This is a genomic window from Robiginitalea sp. (assembly GCF_982776155.1).
On sequence record NZ_CEXZKX010000001.1, the window covers coordinates 327964 to 344382 of the forward strand.

17 protein-coding genes and 1 tRNA gene are annotated in these 16419 nt (G+C 56.1%); 8 read left to right on the top strand and 10 right to left on the bottom strand.

Translation table 11 applies throughout. The annotated features are described in order from the left end of the window. Window positions 1–34: 34 nt before the first annotated feature. Window positions 35–1957, bottom strand: a complete 1923-nt coding sequence (locus AC3DKS_RS01265; protein WP_272607188.1) for a DUF294 nucleotidyltransferase-like domain-containing protein — start codon at window positions 1955–1957, stop codon at window positions 35–37. Window positions 1958–2160: 203 nt separating this feature from the next. Here AC3DKS_RS01265 and AC3DKS_RS01270 point away from each other — a divergent pair, with 203 nt between their 5' ends. The 3 genes from AC3DKS_RS01270 (at window position 2161) to AC3DKS_RS01280 (ending at window position 5554) form a co-directional block, all read left to right on the top strand. After that, window positions 2161–3636, top strand: coding sequence for a potassium/proton antiporter (locus tag AC3DKS_RS01270; RefSeq protein ID WP_272607189.1), 1476 nt, complete (start codon window positions 2161–2163; stop codon window positions 3634–3636). Between the two features lie 197 nt (window positions 3637–3833). Continuing rightward, complete coding sequence (locus AC3DKS_RS01275; RefSeq protein WP_272607190.1) at window positions 3834–4874, top strand: sugar kinase; 1041 nt, start codon at window positions 3834–3836, stop codon at window positions 4872–4874. Window positions 4875–4885: 11 nt separating this feature from the next. Beyond that, the gene (locus AC3DKS_RS01280; RefSeq protein WP_272607191.1) at window positions 4886–5554 is read left to right on the top strand and encodes a bifunctional 4-hydroxy-2-oxoglutarate aldolase/2-dehydro-3-deoxy-phosphogluconate aldolase; all 669 of its coding nucleotides are present in this window, start codon (window positions 4886–4888) and stop codon (window positions 5552–5554) included. A gap of 244 nt (window positions 5555–5798) precedes the next feature. On the opposite strand, the gene AC3DKS_RS01285 is transcribed toward AC3DKS_RS01280, so the two are convergent. Next, a tRNA-Met gene (locus AC3DKS_RS01285) sits at window positions 5799–5872 on the bottom strand. Between the two features lie 168 nt (window positions 5873–6040). On the opposite strand from AC3DKS_RS01285, the gene AC3DKS_RS01290 reads away from it, so the two are divergent. Beyond that, complete coding sequence (locus AC3DKS_RS01290) at window positions 6041–6424, top strand: START-like domain-containing protein (RefSeq protein WP_015754689.1); 384 nt, start codon at window positions 6041–6043, stop codon at window positions 6422–6424. A 121-nt stretch (window positions 6425–6545) separates the two neighbouring features. Beyond that, entirely contained in the window at window positions 6546–7397 is an 852-nt protein-coding gene (locus AC3DKS_RS01295) for an aminotransferase class IV (RefSeq protein ID WP_015754690.1), read from the top strand. An 81-nt stretch (window positions 7398–7478) separates the two neighbouring features. Here AC3DKS_RS01295 and AC3DKS_RS01300 read toward each other — a convergent pair whose 3' ends face one another. The 5 genes from AC3DKS_RS01300 to AC3DKS_RS01320 all read right to left on the bottom strand — a co-directional run bounded on the left by AC3DKS_RS01300 (window position 7479) and on the right by AC3DKS_RS01320 (window position 11998). Next, window positions 7479–8039, bottom strand: coding sequence for a YqgE/AlgH family protein (locus tag AC3DKS_RS01300; protein ID WP_015754691.1), 561 nt, complete (start codon window positions 8037–8039; stop codon window positions 7479–7481). 124 nt (window positions 8040–8163) lie between these two features. Continuing rightward, a complete protein-coding gene (locus tag AC3DKS_RS01305) occupies window positions 8164–8436 on the bottom strand; it encodes an HU family DNA-binding protein (protein ID WP_015754692.1) in 273 nt (90 codons plus the stop codon). 178 nt (window positions 8437–8614) lie between these two features. Then, window positions 8615–9562 carry a methionyl-tRNA formyltransferase gene (gene fmt, locus AC3DKS_RS01310; protein WP_272607192.1) on the bottom strand — a complete coding sequence of 316 codons (948 nt, stop codon included), beginning with the start codon at window positions 9560–9562 and terminating at the stop codon, window positions 8615–8617. After that, complete coding sequence (locus AC3DKS_RS01315) at window positions 9559–11439, bottom strand: RecQ family ATP-dependent DNA helicase (protein ID WP_272607193.1); 1881 nt, start codon at window positions 11437–11439, stop codon at window positions 9559–9561. Before AC3DKS_RS01315 ends, fmt begins: the two co-directional genes overlap by 4 nt. Then, entirely contained in the window at window positions 11432–11998 is a 567-nt protein-coding gene (locus AC3DKS_RS01320; protein WP_015754695.1) for an AAA family ATPase, read from the bottom strand. Before AC3DKS_RS01320 ends, AC3DKS_RS01315 begins: the two co-directional genes overlap by 8 nt. Window positions 11999–12114: 116 nt before the next feature. Between AC3DKS_RS01320 and AC3DKS_RS01325 the strand changes: the two genes are divergently transcribed. The 3 genes from AC3DKS_RS01325 (at window position 12115) to murA (ending at window position 14470) form a co-directional block, all read left to right on the top strand. Continuing rightward, window positions 12115–12408 (top strand): DUF493 family protein, encoded by a 294-nt coding sequence (locus tag AC3DKS_RS01325; protein WP_015754696.1) that lies wholly within the window; start codon window positions 12115–12117, stop codon window positions 12406–12408. 86 nt (window positions 12409–12494) lie between these two features. Next, entirely contained in the window at window positions 12495–13157 is a 663-nt protein-coding gene (locus AC3DKS_RS01330) for a DUF4290 domain-containing protein (protein ID WP_272607194.1), read from the top strand. Window positions 13158–13162: 5 nt separating this feature from the next. Continuing rightward, window positions 13163–14470 carry a UDP-N-acetylglucosamine 1-carboxyvinyltransferase gene (gene murA / locus AC3DKS_RS01335; protein WP_015754698.1) on the top strand — a complete coding sequence of 436 codons (1308 nt, stop codon included), beginning with the start codon at window positions 13163–13165 and terminating at the stop codon, window positions 14468–14470. 11 nt (window positions 14471–14481) lie between these two features. Here murA and AC3DKS_RS01340 read toward each other — a convergent pair whose 3' ends face one another. The 3 genes from AC3DKS_RS01340 to AC3DKS_RS01350 are packed head-to-tail and all read right to left on the bottom strand — an operon-like array spanning window position 14482 to window position 16419. Beyond that, window positions 14482–15495, bottom strand: a complete 1014-nt coding sequence (locus tag AC3DKS_RS01340) for a pirin family protein (protein ID WP_272607195.1) — start codon at window positions 15493–15495, stop codon at window positions 14482–14484. Window positions 15496–15503: 8 nt separating this feature from the next. Beyond that, window positions 15504–15956: a VOC family protein gene (locus AC3DKS_RS01345; RefSeq protein ID WP_015754700.1), complete on the bottom strand. Its 453-nt coding sequence runs from the start codon at window positions 15954–15956 to the stop codon at window positions 15504–15506. Window positions 15957–15993: 37 nt separating this feature from the next. Then, window positions 15994–16419: a (4Fe-4S)-binding protein gene (locus AC3DKS_RS01350; RefSeq protein WP_015754701.1), complete on the bottom strand. Its 426-nt coding sequence runs from the start codon at window positions 16417–16419 to the stop codon at window positions 15994–15996.

Sequence of the window (16419 nt, forward strand, 5' to 3'; positions counted from 1 at the left end):
TGGGTTTATCAGCGATGGACACGGTTGGTGGCCCCTAAGTCAGCAGGTTGGATACCTTGAAACGCACAGCGATCAATTCCTGTACCTCCTTAATGGTTTTAAAGGTGCGTTTCAATTTGATTTTTTCTTCTTTGCTCAGGCTGTCCAGGGCGATAAACCGCCCATTGTCACCGTGTCGCAGTCCCTGCCGGGTCCGGAATTTCAGCAGGGCTTTGGTGGCATAGCTGCAGGAGAGGAAGAGATCCCGGTTGTTGGCTTCGAGTTCGGCGAGCTTTTCATACCGTTCTGCCGTATTGTTGATCGATTTGATTTCATGCGACAGGATCAGGACCCTGGCGGCATCGGTGAGGGGCATCAGCGCGCGCTGTTTCAAATCGAAGAAATCCTTGTGCTTCCCGTCCTGTTCTACCAGGAATTGCCTGAAAAACCCCGTAGGGGATGGATTCTGCAGGGCCCCGGCGGCCAGGTGGTAAAAAAAGATGGGATACTTTCTAACGCTCTCGAAAATATGTGTGGAAAGTTCGGTCACCAGGCCCCGGTTCCCATAGGCCAGGTTGTAATCGAAGAAAATGGAGGACAGCAGCACCTCGTTTTTGCCGGGGTTGATAATCCATTGGGAAACCCGGTGTTTCCATTCGCTCAGGCTCAGGCACCAATCCGGGCTGGAAGCCATCATCTCGGCCGGGCAATAGGCATAGCCGATCCTCTTGAGGTTGCGGGTTATCCGTCCGGCCAGGTCCTGGAAATACGCCGAGGTTTCAGGTAGGCGTTCTTCCGGGACATCCGCAAACAGCAGCGCATTGTCCTGGTCGGTTTGGAGGAGCTGTTCGCCCCGGCCCTGGCTTCCCATTGCCAGCCAGGCAAAAGGCACCGGGGGGTCCCCGGCCTTTTTAACGGCCAGTTCCACTACGCGTTTTACGCAGGCGTCGTTGAGCTCGGCTATCAGGCGCATGATAATGGACATCGGGATATTCGCCTCCAGGTACCCCCGGAGCAGCTCCTGGATCTGGATCCGTATGGCCCGTAGCCGTTTGATCTTCCGCGTACGCTTGATGGCCCGCATAAGCACCTCCGGGTTATTCCCCATGGCGAGTACCAGGTCGTATTTTGAGAGCACCCCCACTACCTGGCTGTCCGGGGTTCCGTCTTCCGTAAGGCAGAGGTGGCTGATATCGTTCTTCATCATGGCCAGTTGTGCCTGGGTCAGGCTCAGCTTCGGCGGATAGGTGATTACCGGTGCCGACATAATGGAACGGGCCGGTGCCGATATGGGGAAATTTCCGGTAGCTACCTGGTTCCGCAGGTCTTTGTCGGTGATGATTCCCACCGGACGCCCCGCATCGAGAACCAGGACGGAACCCACCTTTTTGGACGACATCAGGCGGGCGATTTCGCTGGCCGGGGTGTCCGGGGAGCTACTGACGACATTTTTTCGCGGGCTTACGGGGCTCACCTCGTTGTACCGCAACCCACTCCCGGCTTCAGGGGTATTGCTGCGGGAACCGGAAACCAGTTTCCCGCCATGGGCTTTTGTGTACGGATTCCGGGTGTTGGAGGCGAAACTTTCCAACAGGAAGTTGCCCACGGCTGTGTACGATTGCACAAAGGGGCGGAATACCGACAAGGGGATGGCATAGAGCAGGGATTCCTCCCGGGTCTGTGCTTCCAACTGGTATTTTTCCCCCGCCATCAGGGGCCGGAGGCCAAAAATATCGCCTTCGTCGCAGATGTCGATGAGTTCTTCCCGGGCCGATGCCCGCAGGTCGACGGCCCCTTTGTGGACCACGTAAAAGCTACTATGGGTATCCTCCCCTTCGCGAAAAACGAAACTTCCCTTTTCCCGGTAGAGAATATCCACCTCCAGGGCCAGCGCCTGCAGGTCCCGGGCATCCAGGGCGTCAAAGGGCGGGTAGCGCCGGAGAAAATCGGCCACCCGTTCGGAAATCCGGTTGCTCATATCTGTCCGTTTACCCCATAAAAGTACTATTAAAGGGGCAATGGCCGGCAATCTCCCGTCAGCTTCCTTCCGGCCCGGCCGGCAACCGGGAATCCGGGTACCGTCTAACGTGCCGGGACCCGGGCCAATAGGTCACGGGTTGTAAATGGCGAGCTGCGCCGGCGTTTGATATAGTATCTTTGTAGGGCCGAAACGACCTGTCGATGACCATTACTATTGAAAATATCTTGCTGATTGGCTCCCTGTTGTTGCTCATCAGCGTGATCGTTGGGAAACCTTCGTATAAATTTGGTGTCCCAACCCTTTTAATATTCCTGGCTATCGGGATGCTGGCCGGATCAGAGGGAATTGGGGGAATTTATTTTGACGATCCGAAAATTGCCCAGTTTATCGGGATTGTGTCGCTCAACTTTATCCTCTTTTCAGGGGGGCTCGACACAAACTACGAGGCGGTCAAACCCGTTTTAAAGGAAGGGCTTTCCCTGTCTACCCTGGGGGTGTTGCTCACCGCGGGAACCCTGGGGACATTTGTCTGGCTCATTACGGACTTTACCGTTTACGAGAGTATGCTGTTGGGGTCCATCGTCTCTTCCACGGATGCGGCTGCTGTTTTTTCTATCCTGCGATCCAAAAACCTCGCGCTCCGAGAAAACCTGCGGCCTACTTTGGAACTCGAGAGCGGGAGCAACGACCCGATGGCTTATGTCCTGACTATTGCCTGCCTGACCCTGGTGATGAATCAGGACCAAAATATCCTTTCCATCCTCCCGTTCTTTTTCCTGCAGATGATTCTGGGAGGTCTGGCGGGTTGGGGTTTCGGCCGGCTTAGCAAGATGGTTGTAAACCGGATCCGCCTCGATTTTGAAGGATTGTACCCCGTGCTGGTGATTGCCCTGATGTTTATTACCTTTTCCGCAACGGACTTCGTGGGAGGGAACGGTTTCCTGGCCATCTATATCTGCGCGGTCTATTTGGGAAACCAGGACCTCATCCATAAGAAGACGATTATGCGCATGTACGACGGGCTGGCGTGGCTGATGCAGATTGTTCTTTTCCTGACACTGGGCTTGTTGGTCTTCCCCAGCGAGATCGTTCCCGTACTCGGGGTGGGCCTGCTCGTTTCGCTTTTCCTGATTCTGGTTGCCCGCCCCGTGGGGGTGCTGATCAGCCTGAGTTTTTTCAGGATGAAAATGAGGCGGAGGCTCTACATTTCGTGGGTCGGGCTTCGCGGTGCAGCCCCCATTGTTTTTGCCACCTACCCGCTCCTCGCGGGCATGGATAAAGCAAATATGATTTTCAATATTGTATTTTTTATCTCGGTCACCTCCGTGATGATTCAGGGGACAACGATAAGTACGTTTGCCAAATGGCTGAATGTGGCCCTGCCCGATGGAAGTAAGATTCTCACGCCCACAGACACCTTTCTGGCCGATAATCCCAAGGCGGCGATGAAGGAAATCGAGATCACCCCGGCTTGTCGGTCGGTAGACAGGAAAATAGTAGACCTGCATTTCCCCGGCAATGCGATAATCGCAATGATCCACCGGGACGGGACGTATCTGGTCCCCAACGGATCGACGGAAATCCGGGCAGGGGATACGCTTATCGTGCTTTCCGATACGCAGGACGGGCTCGACCAGGTAGACGCCTGTCTGCTTCGGAGTGAACCTGCGGGCTAACCACTGTCATTTTGGAATTCGCGGGGTCGGTTCTACCGCCGGATCGCACCGGAGGTATTCCCTTGCATCAGGCTGTTGACATGCTCCAGGGATACCAGGTTTACATCTCCGGGAACCGTGTGGATATCAACGGCGGCCTGGTTTTAGTTGATTTCGTACAAAACCATTAATTTACCAATCTAAATAAAGCAATAGCGATGAAGAAGGTAGTGACCTTTGGGGAAATCATGCTCCGCTTGGCGCCTCCGAATTTCCTCAGATTTTCACAAGCGAACAGTTTTGACGTAGTCTATGGGGGAGGAGAGTCCAATGTAGCCGTTTCCCTGGCCAATTACGGCGTGCCCGTCGATTTTGTTACCCGTCTCCCGGACAACGATATCGGGCACTGCGCCCTGATGGAAATGCGAAAACGGGGCGTCGGAACGGATAAAATCATCTTCGGTGGAGACCGCCTGGGAATCTATTTCCTGGAGACCGGTGCGGTTAGCCGCGGCAGCAAAGTGGTTTACGACCGGGCGCATTCGGCCATGGCCGAAATCCGGAAAGGGATGGTAGACTGGAAAGAGGTATTTAACGGGGTGGAATGGTTCCACTGGACGGGGATTACCCCGGCCATTTCCCAGGGGGCGGCAGATGCCTGCCTGGAAGCCGTGAAGGTGGCCAGCGACATGGGTGTTACCATTTCAACAGATCTGAACTACCGGGCCAAGCTCTGGAAGTACGGCGGGGACCGGGAAGCCATTATGACCGAGCTGACCTCGTACTGTGACATCGTGCTGGGCAACGAGGAGGATGCAGAGAAACATTTCGGCATCAAACCGGAGGGCCTGGATATTACCACCCAGGGGGAACACGTCAAGGCGGAGGCCTTTTTATCTGTGTGCGAGCAAATGATGAAGAAATTCCCGAAAGCCAAAAAAGTCATCACCACTTTGCGCGGGTCTATTTCGGCCTCCCACAATACCTGGGCAGGCGTGTTGTACGACGGCGAAAAGATGTATAAATCCCCCGAATACCAGATCACCCATATCGTGGACCGGGTAGGGGGCGGGGACTCTTTTATGGGCGGGCTGATCTACGGCTTGCTGAAATATCCGGAGGACGACCAGAATGCGCTGAATTTTGCCGTGGCGGCCTCCTGCCTGAAACACACCATCAAGGGCGACGCAAACCTGGTCACCGTGGCAGAAGTTGAAAAGTTAATGGGCGGGGACGCCTCCGGCCGGGTAGCCCGATAAACGACAGACTCATGGCGAATTATTCAAGAATTGAAGTGGCGATGGCCATGCGGGAAAACGGGATGGTCCCGCTGTTTTACCACCCGGACCCCGAGTTGGGGAAGAAAGTACTCAGGGCTTGCTATGACGGGGGCGCCCGGCTGATGGAATTCACCGCCCGCGGCGACTTCGCCTTTGAGGTCTTTTCGGAGCTGAATAAATTTGCATTGGCAGAACTGCCGGGGATGATCCTTGGGGTTGGTTCAGTCACCGATGCGGCTGCGGCCTCGTTGTACATCCAGATGGGGGCTAATTTTATTGTAACCCCATCTTTGCGGGAGGATATCGCCCGTGTTTGCAACCGGCGGAAGATCCTCTGGTCGCCCGGTTGCGGTTCGCTGACCGAAATCAACCGGGCTGAGGAGCTGGGTTGCGAGATCATCAAACTCTTTCCGGGATCCGTCTACGGCCCCGGGTTTGTAAAGGCCATAAAGGGGCCACAGCCCTGGACCGAGGTGATGCCCACCGGCGGCGTCAGTACGGAGGAATCCAACCTCAAAGCCTGGTTTGATGCCGGGGTTTGCTGTGTCGGGATGGGATCAAAACTGATCAGCTCATCCCTGCTGGCCAAGGAGGACTTTGCCGGCCTGGAGGAGACTGTCCGTTCCACCCTGGCTACCATAGCCAGAATCCGAAAATAGGAAAGCTGTCGGCATCCGGGCCATCGTCGACTTCTTTGCCAGCTGATTGCCGGGGGTGCTTCCCGCGTTGTGCCAGCCGACAACCAGGATGGATTGATTGGAATCCCATTGAGCATTCGCCAAATCCCGGTTCCCACCGTTTTGGCATTGCTCACCATCCTGTTAGACCCATCCAGAGCGTGCGGCCATAAAAAAAACGGTTTGTGCACGCACAAACCGTTTGATAGAAAGCCCGGAGGGCTTGTAGCGAGAGGGAGACTTGAACTCCCGACCTCAGGGTTATGAATCCTGCGCTCTAACCACCTGAGCTACCTCGCCGACTCATTTTAAAACGGCTGCAAATATAGTTTTTAATTCCCGTCCAGTCAACAGGGACGGGCCAAAAAGTTTTTTTGAATTATTTTTTTATCATCTATAATTCGATATATTGCCCGCGTACCATGCGCAGCCCGAAATTGGGTCGCAAACTGCTAATACTACCCCGGAATGGACGAGAAAACGAAGTTTGAGATTGAATTTGTCATACAAGCATCCCCTCAGCTGCTGTTCCAGTACCTCGCTACCCCTTCCGGGTTATCCGAATGGTTTGCGGACAACGTAAACTCCCGGGGGGAACGGTTTACCTTTATCTGGGAAGGCACCGAGGAAGTTGCCCGCCTGCTCAAGCGCAAGACGGACGAATTTGTTCGTTTTGCCTGGGAATACAATGATGACGACAGTTATTTTGAAATGCGCATCATCGTGGACGAGATTACCAAGGACGTCTCCCTTTTTATTACCGACTTCGCCGAGGAGGATGAACTGGAAGAAGCCAAAATGCTCTGGACCAACCAGGTTTCCGACCTGAAGCAGATTCTGGGATCCACCTGACGCCCCTGGGGAGGTAGGCCGGGTATATTCCCGGGCTGCAACCGTGAGCAGCCGGCGGTGACTGCCCCCTGCAATCCCTCCCGAATATTGTATCTTTGCGCGGAAAATCAAGGTACGCCACATGATTAACTTCAACGGGGACCTGCTCCCGGATTCCTCTCATTTCCTGAACCATACCAACCGCGGCCTGCGCTATGGGGATGCGCTGTTTGAAACCCTCCGCTATAACGGGAAACAGCTCTTCTTCTGGGAAGACCACTATTTCAGGCTGATGGCCTCCATGCGGCAGTTGCGGATGGAGATTCCCATGATGTTCAATATGGAGTTTGCCGAAGCGGAGATCCTGAAAACGCTGGAAGCCGGAGGCCGCAACGGGCAGCCTGCCCGGGTCCGGATTACGGTCTTCCGGGATGCAGGCGGCCGCTACGGGCCGGACCGGTTGGATATCGGATATATCATTGAATCGGAACCCCTGGAATCCCCGGGTTATAAACTTTCCGAAGCGCCTTGCAGGGCCGACCTATTCCGGGATTATTATGTGCCTGCGGACTCCCTTTCGGGTATTAAGCACACCAACCGGCTCGTCCAGGTCCTGGGCAGTATCTACGCCGCTGAAAACGGCCTGGATACCTGCCTGTTGCTCAATCAGAATAAAGAAGTGGCCGGGGCCCTGAGTGGCAACCTGTTTATCCGCTCTGGCGATCAGATTCGGACGCCCCCGTCAGGAAGCGGTTGCCTGGAGGGCATCATCCGTAAACAGTTGCTGAAAATCGTACCGGGTTCCGGTCGGTATTCCCTGGAGGAGGCGGCCATCTCACCCTTCGACCTGCAAAAAGCCGATGAATTGTTCTTTACGAATGCCATTGTGGGGATCCGCTCGGTTACGAGTTACCGGAAGGCGGAGTTCCAATCGGATGCCGCGCGTTTTTTAACCGGAAAATTGAATCTTGCCGCCGTTGGTGCCGGCGTATAATCGTGGTGGGGACGTTGTCTGACTGGAAATTTGATCCGGGTGGAAGTTTTATCCGGGCTGCAGTTTAATTCGGGCTGCAGTTTAATTCAGGCTGGGGTTTTCCGGCGCGTTTGACCATAGCAGGTAATCCCCGCCCAATTCCATCATCTTTTCCCGCCAGAAGGCCTGGGTGGATTTCTGGATGATATCGCTTTCGTACTTGTTGGTGACGACGATCCAGGATTTGGAGTCGAGCTCCTGGTTCAGTTGCAGGGAGGCCCAGCCGGAGTAACCCAGGAAAAACCGGATATCGTTCTGGCTGATCTTCCGCTCGTTGATAAGCGCTACGGTTGTGTCAAAGTCGCCCCCCCAGTAGATACCGTCCGAAATTTCGACAGAATCTGAAATCAGGTCCGGAACCTTGTGGATGAAGTATAGGTTGTCCTGTTCCACGGGGCCGCCATTGTAAACGGGGAAGGGCACCTGGATTTCGTCTACCAGGTCGCTCATGCTGTAGTTTAACGGCTTGTTCAGGATAAAGCCCACCGAGCCTTCCTGATTGTGTTCTGCCAGGAGCACCACGGACCGGTTGAAGGAAACGTCCCCGGTGAGCGCGGGCTCTGCGATGAGCAGTTTCCCCTTCTTTGGTTGTATACCTAACATAGACGGAAGGTTACCGTTAAATTAAAAATAGGACAAATCCGCCAATTATCAAAGGGTACCTAAAAAAGCAACCCCGGCGCAGGGGCCGGGGTTGATTTCTATAGGGTACGAATGGCGCCCCTTTTTAGTTTACCGCATCTCCTAATTCGGAACCTGCTTTAAACTTTACTACGTTTTTTGCCGGGATATGGATGGTTTTCCCGGTAGAAGGGTTGCGGCCCTCGCGAGCATTCCTTCTGGAAACAGACCAGGAGCCGAATCCTACTAAAGAAACGCGGTTTCCTTTTTTCAAAGAGCTCTCTACGTTTCCGAGGAAAGATTCCAGCGCCTTTTTGGCTGCGGCTTTGGTGATTCCGGCATCGGCTGCCATGGCATCGATTAATTCTGTTTTGTTCATAATTTTAGTACGTTAAATGTTGTTATACATATTGCAAAGCGCAAACAAAATTATACGGATTTGCCGTTGAAGCAAGTAAAACCGGGGGAAATCGCCGATTTTGTTGATAACTTCGGAGGTTTGTTAATAAAGTGAGAAAATTCACGACACATTTGCGGAGCCCCGATTTTACGGGGCTTCAGCGAAACCGGTCATTTTTTTTGAGCTCGGTGCCATTCAACCAATCCGAAACGGGCATCCGACGTTTTCCCTCCGGCTGCAATTCGAGGATTTCCAACTGGGAGTCCGAGGTATCCACAAATAACTTCCTGTCCATACCATGCAGGTCGCCCGGACTGCCATTTGAAGGGATGTCTGCCGGCCGTGCTGCGTAGATTTTGCAGGTGGTGGTGCCGGAACCGGTCTCAAGTTGCGTCCAGGCCGTTGGGTAGGGGCTCAGCCCGCGGATCAGGTTGTCGATTTGCGCTGCCGGGGCTTTCCAGTCAATGCGGCAATCATCCCGGAAGAGCTTCGGGGCTATTTTGTCCGGCTCCGGCTCGGGCTGCGGGTGGGTGGTAACCGTCCCTGCCTGAATCTGGCGCACGGTCTCCACTACGAGCCCGGCCCCGAGCGCCATCAGCCGGTCGTGTAACTGCCCGGCATTTTCCCTCGGGCCGATCTCCAGGGATTCCTGCAGGATGACGTGTCCCGTATCGATCTGCTCATCGATGAAAAAGGTGGTTGCGCCCGTGGTGCGTTCCCCGTTGATCACTGCCCAGTTGATGGGGGCCGCCCCCCGGTAATCGGGCAGGAGGGAGGCGTGCAGGTTGAAGGTGCCATATTCCGGGAACTCCCAGACCTGTCGGGGCAGCATGCGAAAAGCGACCACCACTTGCAGGTTGACACCAAAGGAGGCAAGCTGCTCTACAAAGTCCGGGTCTTTCAGGTTGGTGGGCTGCAGTACGGGAAGGCCCTTTTCCACAGCATAGGACTTTACGGCCGAGGCCCGGAGTTTCCGGCCGCGTCCGGCCGGCCGGTCCGGCGCGGTTACCACGACTGCAATTTTGAAATCCGCTCGGATTAGCGCATCCAGGGAGGCTACCGCAAATTCCGGGGTGCCCATAAAGGCGATATTGAGATCTTTCATACCAGGGTGTATTGATTCTGTTTGTCCAGCCGCAACCGTCCTTCTTCCAGGAGGTGTTGCAAACAGCTGAGCAATTGATTTTCGGGATGGCAACCCGCCCGGGACAATTCCCGGGAGGTCATCGGGCCCTGCCTGAGTTCCCGGAGGACTTTGTCGCGGATACCCGGGTGGCCCGGGCTGGGGGCGCACAGGTCGCAGTGTCCGCAGCGCCCCGGATCGTCTTCCCCGAAATAGCGCATCAGGGCTGCCTGCCGGCAATCTTTTACCTCCCGGATATAGGCGAGCATCTGCCCTACTTTCCCGGCCCGGACCTCCAGGCGGGTTTTGACGGATTTGGCGAAGGCGTGGATGGTTCGTTCGTCCTCCCGGGGGACCAGGAAAAACACCTCCATGTCCCCCTCCCGGACCTGCAGGTCCGCGAGCCCATCCTTCTCGAGGCGTTTCAGGGAAGTGAGCAGGCTGGCTTCCGGGACGGCGAGTTTTCGCGCCAGGGACCGCAGGCCAACCGGGGTTTCAAAATCGAAGAGCCCCCCGTAGGTCCTCAGGAGGATGTGGACAGTTTGCTGTAGGTCCGGGTAGGTGTCCAAATATTCCCAGAGTGCCGTTTTGGAACACGTCAGCCGCATCTTCAGGGTGGTCTTGAAAACCTGTAGCAGTGAGATAACTCCTTGCCGGTCCAGGATTTCCAGGGCGTTGTACGTTTTTGCCGCTGGCAGGCCGTAGGTTTCACAGAAGGCTTCAAACCGAAAAGGGAGCGGAATTTCGGGGGCTTCCCCATAGGGGATTCCGAAATAGGCGTTGAGTTTGCGGTAAACCTGTATCAGGTCGGCGACTTCCGGCAGGTTGCCCAGGAAGTATTCCGCTGTCCGGTCCGAATCCGCCTCGGGTGCGAGCAAAAGCGCGCTGGCGGGTTTGCCATCCCGGCCCGCCCGGCCGGCTTCCTGGTAGTAATGCTCAAGGGTTTCGGGTATTTCGAAATGTACCACGGTCCGGACATCCGACTTGTCGATTCCCATGCCGAAGGCATTGGTAGCTACGATCACGCGGAGTGCGCCTGCCTGCCAATCCCTTAGCGCATCGGATTTTGCCGCCTGGGTCATCCCCCCGTGGTAGGGGCCTGCCTGAATTCCATGCTTGTTCAGGAAGGCGGCAACGGCCAGGGTATTCCTCCGGGTCCGAACGTAGACGATGGCGCTTCCCGCTACCGATTCCAGGTGGGCGCGGAGCCGGTACCGCTTGTCCTCGGACCGGCTGACGGCGTACCGGAGGTTTTCGCGGCGGATGGAATCCCGGTATACCCGGGCTTCCTCCAGGCCGAGCAACCCGGTAATGTCCCCGAGCACCTGCGGGGTAGCTGTGGCGGTGAGTGCAATGGTGGGGACGCCGGGATGCATCTCCCGCAATACGCGGCATTCCAGGTAGGCGGGCCGGAAATCGAAACCCCACTGGGAGATGCAGTGGGCTTCGTCGATGGCCAGGAGGGAGACCGGCATGCGCTCCAGGTGCTGGCGGACGATGTCCTGTTTCAGTCGTTCCGGGGAGAGGTACAGGAAGCGGTATTGCCCAAAGGCGGCATTGTCCAGTTGCCGGAGCAGGTCCTCTTCGGACAGGCGGCCAAACAGCCCCAAAGACTTGACGCCTTTTGCCCGCAGGCCCGCCAACTGGTCCTCCATCAGGGCGATCAGTGGGGAAACGACGATGCAAATGCCTTCCCGGATCAGGCCCGGGACCTGGTAACACAGGGTTTTACCACCCCCGGTGGGCATGAGCCCGATAACATCCCGGCCGTCCAGGACATCGCGGATCATTGCCTCCTGGGAGCCCCGGAAGGAATCGTGGCCCCAATACTGCCTCAGGATGGTCCGGGGATCAGTCATTTTGGTTTCCGATGAGGTCTAACAATTCGCGGCAGCGTTCTTCCAGGGTGCCCGGAAGGAGCGCGTGCACCTCGTATCCGCATTCCCGGTAGCTCCTTTCCAGGCAGCTGTGGATGGCACAGGCCTCCTCGAAACTCTCCAGGCGTTCGTGGTCCTGCCGGTAGATTTCCTTCCAGGGCGGAAGCACTACGGCCATGTCGTAGCGCATCTGGCGGCAGGGAGCCGTAAAGTACGCATCGTAGTCCTGCTTGAAGTAGTCCATATAGGCAATCACATCGGGCAGGCCCCGGTCGTAAAATACCACGGGGTCCTGCAGTTGTTCTGCAGCCCGGAACTGCTCCATGCGGCCTTCCAGGATTTTTTTGTTGAAGGCGAGCGGGTCTCGGACAAATGCCAGGGGGTTCGTCTGGTGGGCCGTCCCCGTTTCTTCCCGACGCGCCCTGAGGGTCATCTCCCGGATAATCTCGTGGAAACAGGGATACCCGAGACTTTCGAGCTGGCTGACCAGGGCCGTTTTACCCGTTCCGGGCCCTCCGGTGATTACGATTCGTTTCTTCATAAGTCAATAGCTGGCAGGCGGCCGCAGGTGTCCGGACAATCGGCTGCTCCCCGCAAAAATACATATTCCCGACGGCAGGGGGAAATGGCCGGCGTCTTGTATCTTTGCAAAAACAAATGGGCATGGATTCAAAAGACAAGGCTGAATTCTACGACAGGCTGAAGGCGGAATTACAGAAATCCGCCAACTGGCCATCCGATTACCTCTATAAGTTTATCGTCCCGTCCGACCCGGATAAAATCGGCAGGATCCAGTCGGTTTTTGACAATACGGGGGCGGTTATCGAATCCAAACAGTCGCGCAAGGGAAAGTACACGAGCCTGTCCGTAACTGTTAACCTGCCGGACCCGGATGCCGTCATTGCCTATTACCGGGAAGTGGGAAAAATACCGGGCGTCATTTCGCTCTGATTATGGTAATCTCATATAATTTCAGTAATTTGCGAGCCCCGGAACTTCCCGGGCAACATCGAATTCGTTAATTAGCCTCTATCCTTTTGACTCAAATAGATCACCTCGAATACAATACCGAACGCTCGCACCTGCACATCCCGGAATACGGGCGGCATTTTCAGAAAATGGTCGACTACTGCGTCGGCATCGAAGACCGGGACGAACGCAACCGGATTGCCCAGGCCATTATCAGTGTTATGGGCAACATGCAGCCGCACCTGCGGGACGTTCCCGATTTCCAGCACAAGCTCTGGGATCAATTATTCATCATGTCCGATTTTAAACTGGATGTGGATTCCCCGTTTCCCATCACCCCGAAGGAAACCCTGCAGCAACGTCCGGAACCCCTGGATTATCCCCAAAACCACCCAAAATACCGGTTTTACGGAAACAACATCAAGCGGATGATCGACCAGGCCATCCAGTGGGAGAAAGGGGATAAGCGCGACGGGCTGGAATACGCCATCGCCAACCACATGAAGAAGTGCTACCTGAACTGGAACAAGGATACTGTCGACGACAAGGTCATCTTCCAGCACCTTTTCGAACTCAGCGACGGACAAATCGACCTGGCCTCCGACGGGGAAAACCTCACCGAAAGCGGCCAGTTCCTCAAGCAGCAACAAACGAGGACTACCAAATCTTCAGGCCGCAGCAACTCCGGGAAGAAGGGCTCGCGGGGAAGCCGGGGCAAAAAGCGCTATTAATACACATGGGATCATTCAGAATTGAAGGAGGGCATCGCCTGCAGGGTGAAATCACGCCCCAGGGGGCCAAGAACGAGGCCTTGCAGATACTTTGTGCCGTCCTGCTGACATCCGAACCCGTAACTGTCCACAACATCCCGGACATCGTGGATGTCAACAAACTCATTGCAATCCTCGAGGACCTGGGGGTTAAAATCCAGAAAAAGGGCAAGGGTTCCTATACCTTCCGTTCGGACGATATTAACATGGACTACCTGCAAAGCGATGCCTTCAAGGCGGATGGCAGGAGCCTCCGGGGTTCCATCATGCTGGTGGGCCCGCTGCTGGCGCGATTCGGGCAGGGGTATATCCCGAAGCCGGGCGGGGATAAAATCGGACGCCGACGGCTGGACACCCATTTTGAAGGGTTTATCAAGCTGGGGGCATCCTTCCGCTATAATAAGGAGGAACACTTTTACGGGGTGGAGGCCAAAAAACTCAAAGGAACCGATATGCTCCTGGATGAGGCCTCCGTTACAGGTACCGCAAATATCGTCATGGCCGCAGTTTTGGCGGAAGGTACAACTACCATCTACAACGCTGCCTGCGAACCGTATTTGCAGCAATTGTGTAAAATGCTGAACCGCATGGGGGCCCGCATCACAGGGGTAGGGTCTAACCTGCTCACCATCGAAGGGGTGGAATCCCTGGGGGGAACCGAGCACCGCATGCTCCCCGATATGATCGAGATCGGCAGCTGGATTGGGTTGGCCGCCATGACGCAAAGCGAGCTGACCATCAAGGACGTGAGCTGGGACGACCTGGGCCTGATCCCGACGACCTTCCGGAAGCTGGGGATCACCCTGGAGCGCCGGGACGACGACATCCATATCCCGGCCCATACGGACGGATATGAAATACAGAATTACATCGACGGGTCCATCCTTACGATTGCAGACGCGCCCTGGCCTGGGCTGACGCCGGACCTGCTGAGTATCCTCCTGGTAGTGGCGACACAGGCCAGGGGAGAAGTCCTCATCCACCAGAAAATGTTTGAAAGCCGGTTATTCTTCGTGGATAAGCTGCTGGACATGGGGGCAAAAGTGATCCTTTGCGACCCGCACCGGGCCACGGTCATCGGCCACAATTTCCAATCGACGCTCAAGGCAACCACCATGGTGTCTCCGGATATCCGCGCCGGCGTTTCCCTGCTGATCGCCGCCCTTTCGGCAAAAGGGACGTCCACCATTCACAACATCGAACAAATCGATCGCGGGTACGAGGCCATCGACACGCGCCTGCAGGCAATCGGAGCCCGGATTACCCGGGTCTGAACGGTAACTTGTTATTTCCTGATTTCGGTGCCGTTCGGAAACCTGGCAAACCGGTTGGCATCCCGCTTGTGGACAGGATCCTGATGTTGCCAGGGCCAGCCGCCAAATTGCGTGGCCCGGAATTCCCCCATAACGCGTTCGATCTCCTCCTGGGTATTCATGACGAACGGCCCGTATTTGGCCACGGGTTCGTCGATGGGTTTCCCCTGAAGCCACAGGATGCGCAACGGTTCCTCCCCACTCCGCAGTTGGCAGGCCCGGGGGGCTAGTTCCACGCCTTTTCCGCTTTCCACAGAGATGGTCTTTTCGCCCGCCCCATCCCCGGAAATGCTGAGGCCGGTGCCCTCAAACAGGTAGAGCCGGCGGTGTGTTCCTTCCTCCGTTTCCGGCAAGGAGATGAATGCCCCGGGCGCGAGGTCAATCAGGGCGATTACCACCCGGTTGTCGGGATTGGCCGCCCAGGAGTTCGGAGGGGGTGACGGCGGTTGGACATCGTCGTAGCTGCCCGCTACCAGCCGAATGGTCGCTTTTTCCTTTTGGATAACCGGCAGGTCCTCCTTCCAGAGCATTTTAAAGTGAGGCTCCACCCGTTTACCCCGGGCGGGGAGGTTGAGCCATATCTGGAATAATTCCAGGGTATTGGGTCCCTGACGGTCCAGGAGCGGGAACATCTCGGAGTGTTGCAGGCCCCTGCCCGTGGTGATCCATTGGACGTCGCCCTCCCCGAAGCGGGCTGCCGCCCCAAGGGAATCCGCATGGTCGCAGAATCCGCGCGTTACGATGGTCACCGTTTCAAATCCGCAATGCGGGTGGGCCGGAAATCCGGGGACGGACCGCCCGTGGTACATACGCCATCCGTCGCGGAGCGTAAAGTCGTTACCCAGGGAACGACCTTCCAGGGATGCGTCCGGCCCCATATCCGCATTACCGCTGGGATATTTATCCAGATGGTGTACGCAAAACAGGAAGGGGTCCGGGGTTTCCCAGGGAAAGCCCAACGGGAATATACGGGGAGATGTTGCCATAGCGGGGATCAGTTGAATTCGTGTTCTGCCGTATTGATCTCCACCCAGTTGTCTTCCGGGTCGCGCAGGTAGATCTGCCGCACTCCGTCGGCCCGGTGGGTCACCGTATTGATCTTCCCCGGCCAATCCCAGTAGGGGATGTCCCGGGATTCCAGGAATTCGATGTAGCCGTCCAGGTCTTTGATCGCCAGGCACAGGTGGACGCTCTTGCTCTCGGACTTCTGTACCTCGTCTTTCCGGATCAGGTGTACCTGGGTATTCCCGCGGATGCGGAACCAACGGAAATTTAAAGTATCCGATGGGTGCGGGATCTCCTCAAGGCCCAGCACATCGGCGTAAAAGTCCCCGGTTTTCTTCAGATCCTCAACGATAAACGAGTAATGGTCGTAGGTGAAATCGAATTTTTGACTCCACAGCCCGCCCCAGGCGAACAGTAATACAAGCAGTAGTAATTTCTTCATATTTGGTTAAATGGGTTGTTCGGCGGCCCGCAAGGCCTTAGTTGTCAAATTCCACGTCCTTATGGCTGCCATCGCAAAACGGCTTGTTATCCGAGGCGCCGCAGCGGCAGAAAGCCGTGCTGCCCTCCAGGGTCTGCTCCCCGTCCGGGGACTCCAGTTCCAGGGAACCTCGAACCAGCAAAGGCCCCCCTTTCACCACCTGCGCTTTAACGGCCCCTTTGGACTCCGGTTGCTTCCCTGCCCGGCTGTCTTCCCGGTAACCCAGGGCACCCGACGGGCACCGGTCGATCTGCTCCCGCAGCGCCTCCTCGGAGGCGTGATCCGGTTTGATCCAGGGTTTCTCCTGCGGGCGGTATACCTCCGGAAGTGCCTCGACGCAGACTTTTGAGTGGATGCATTTGCGGGGCTTCCAGATGACGTGAAAATTGCCCTTTGAATATTCTTTTACGATTTCGTCGCTCAT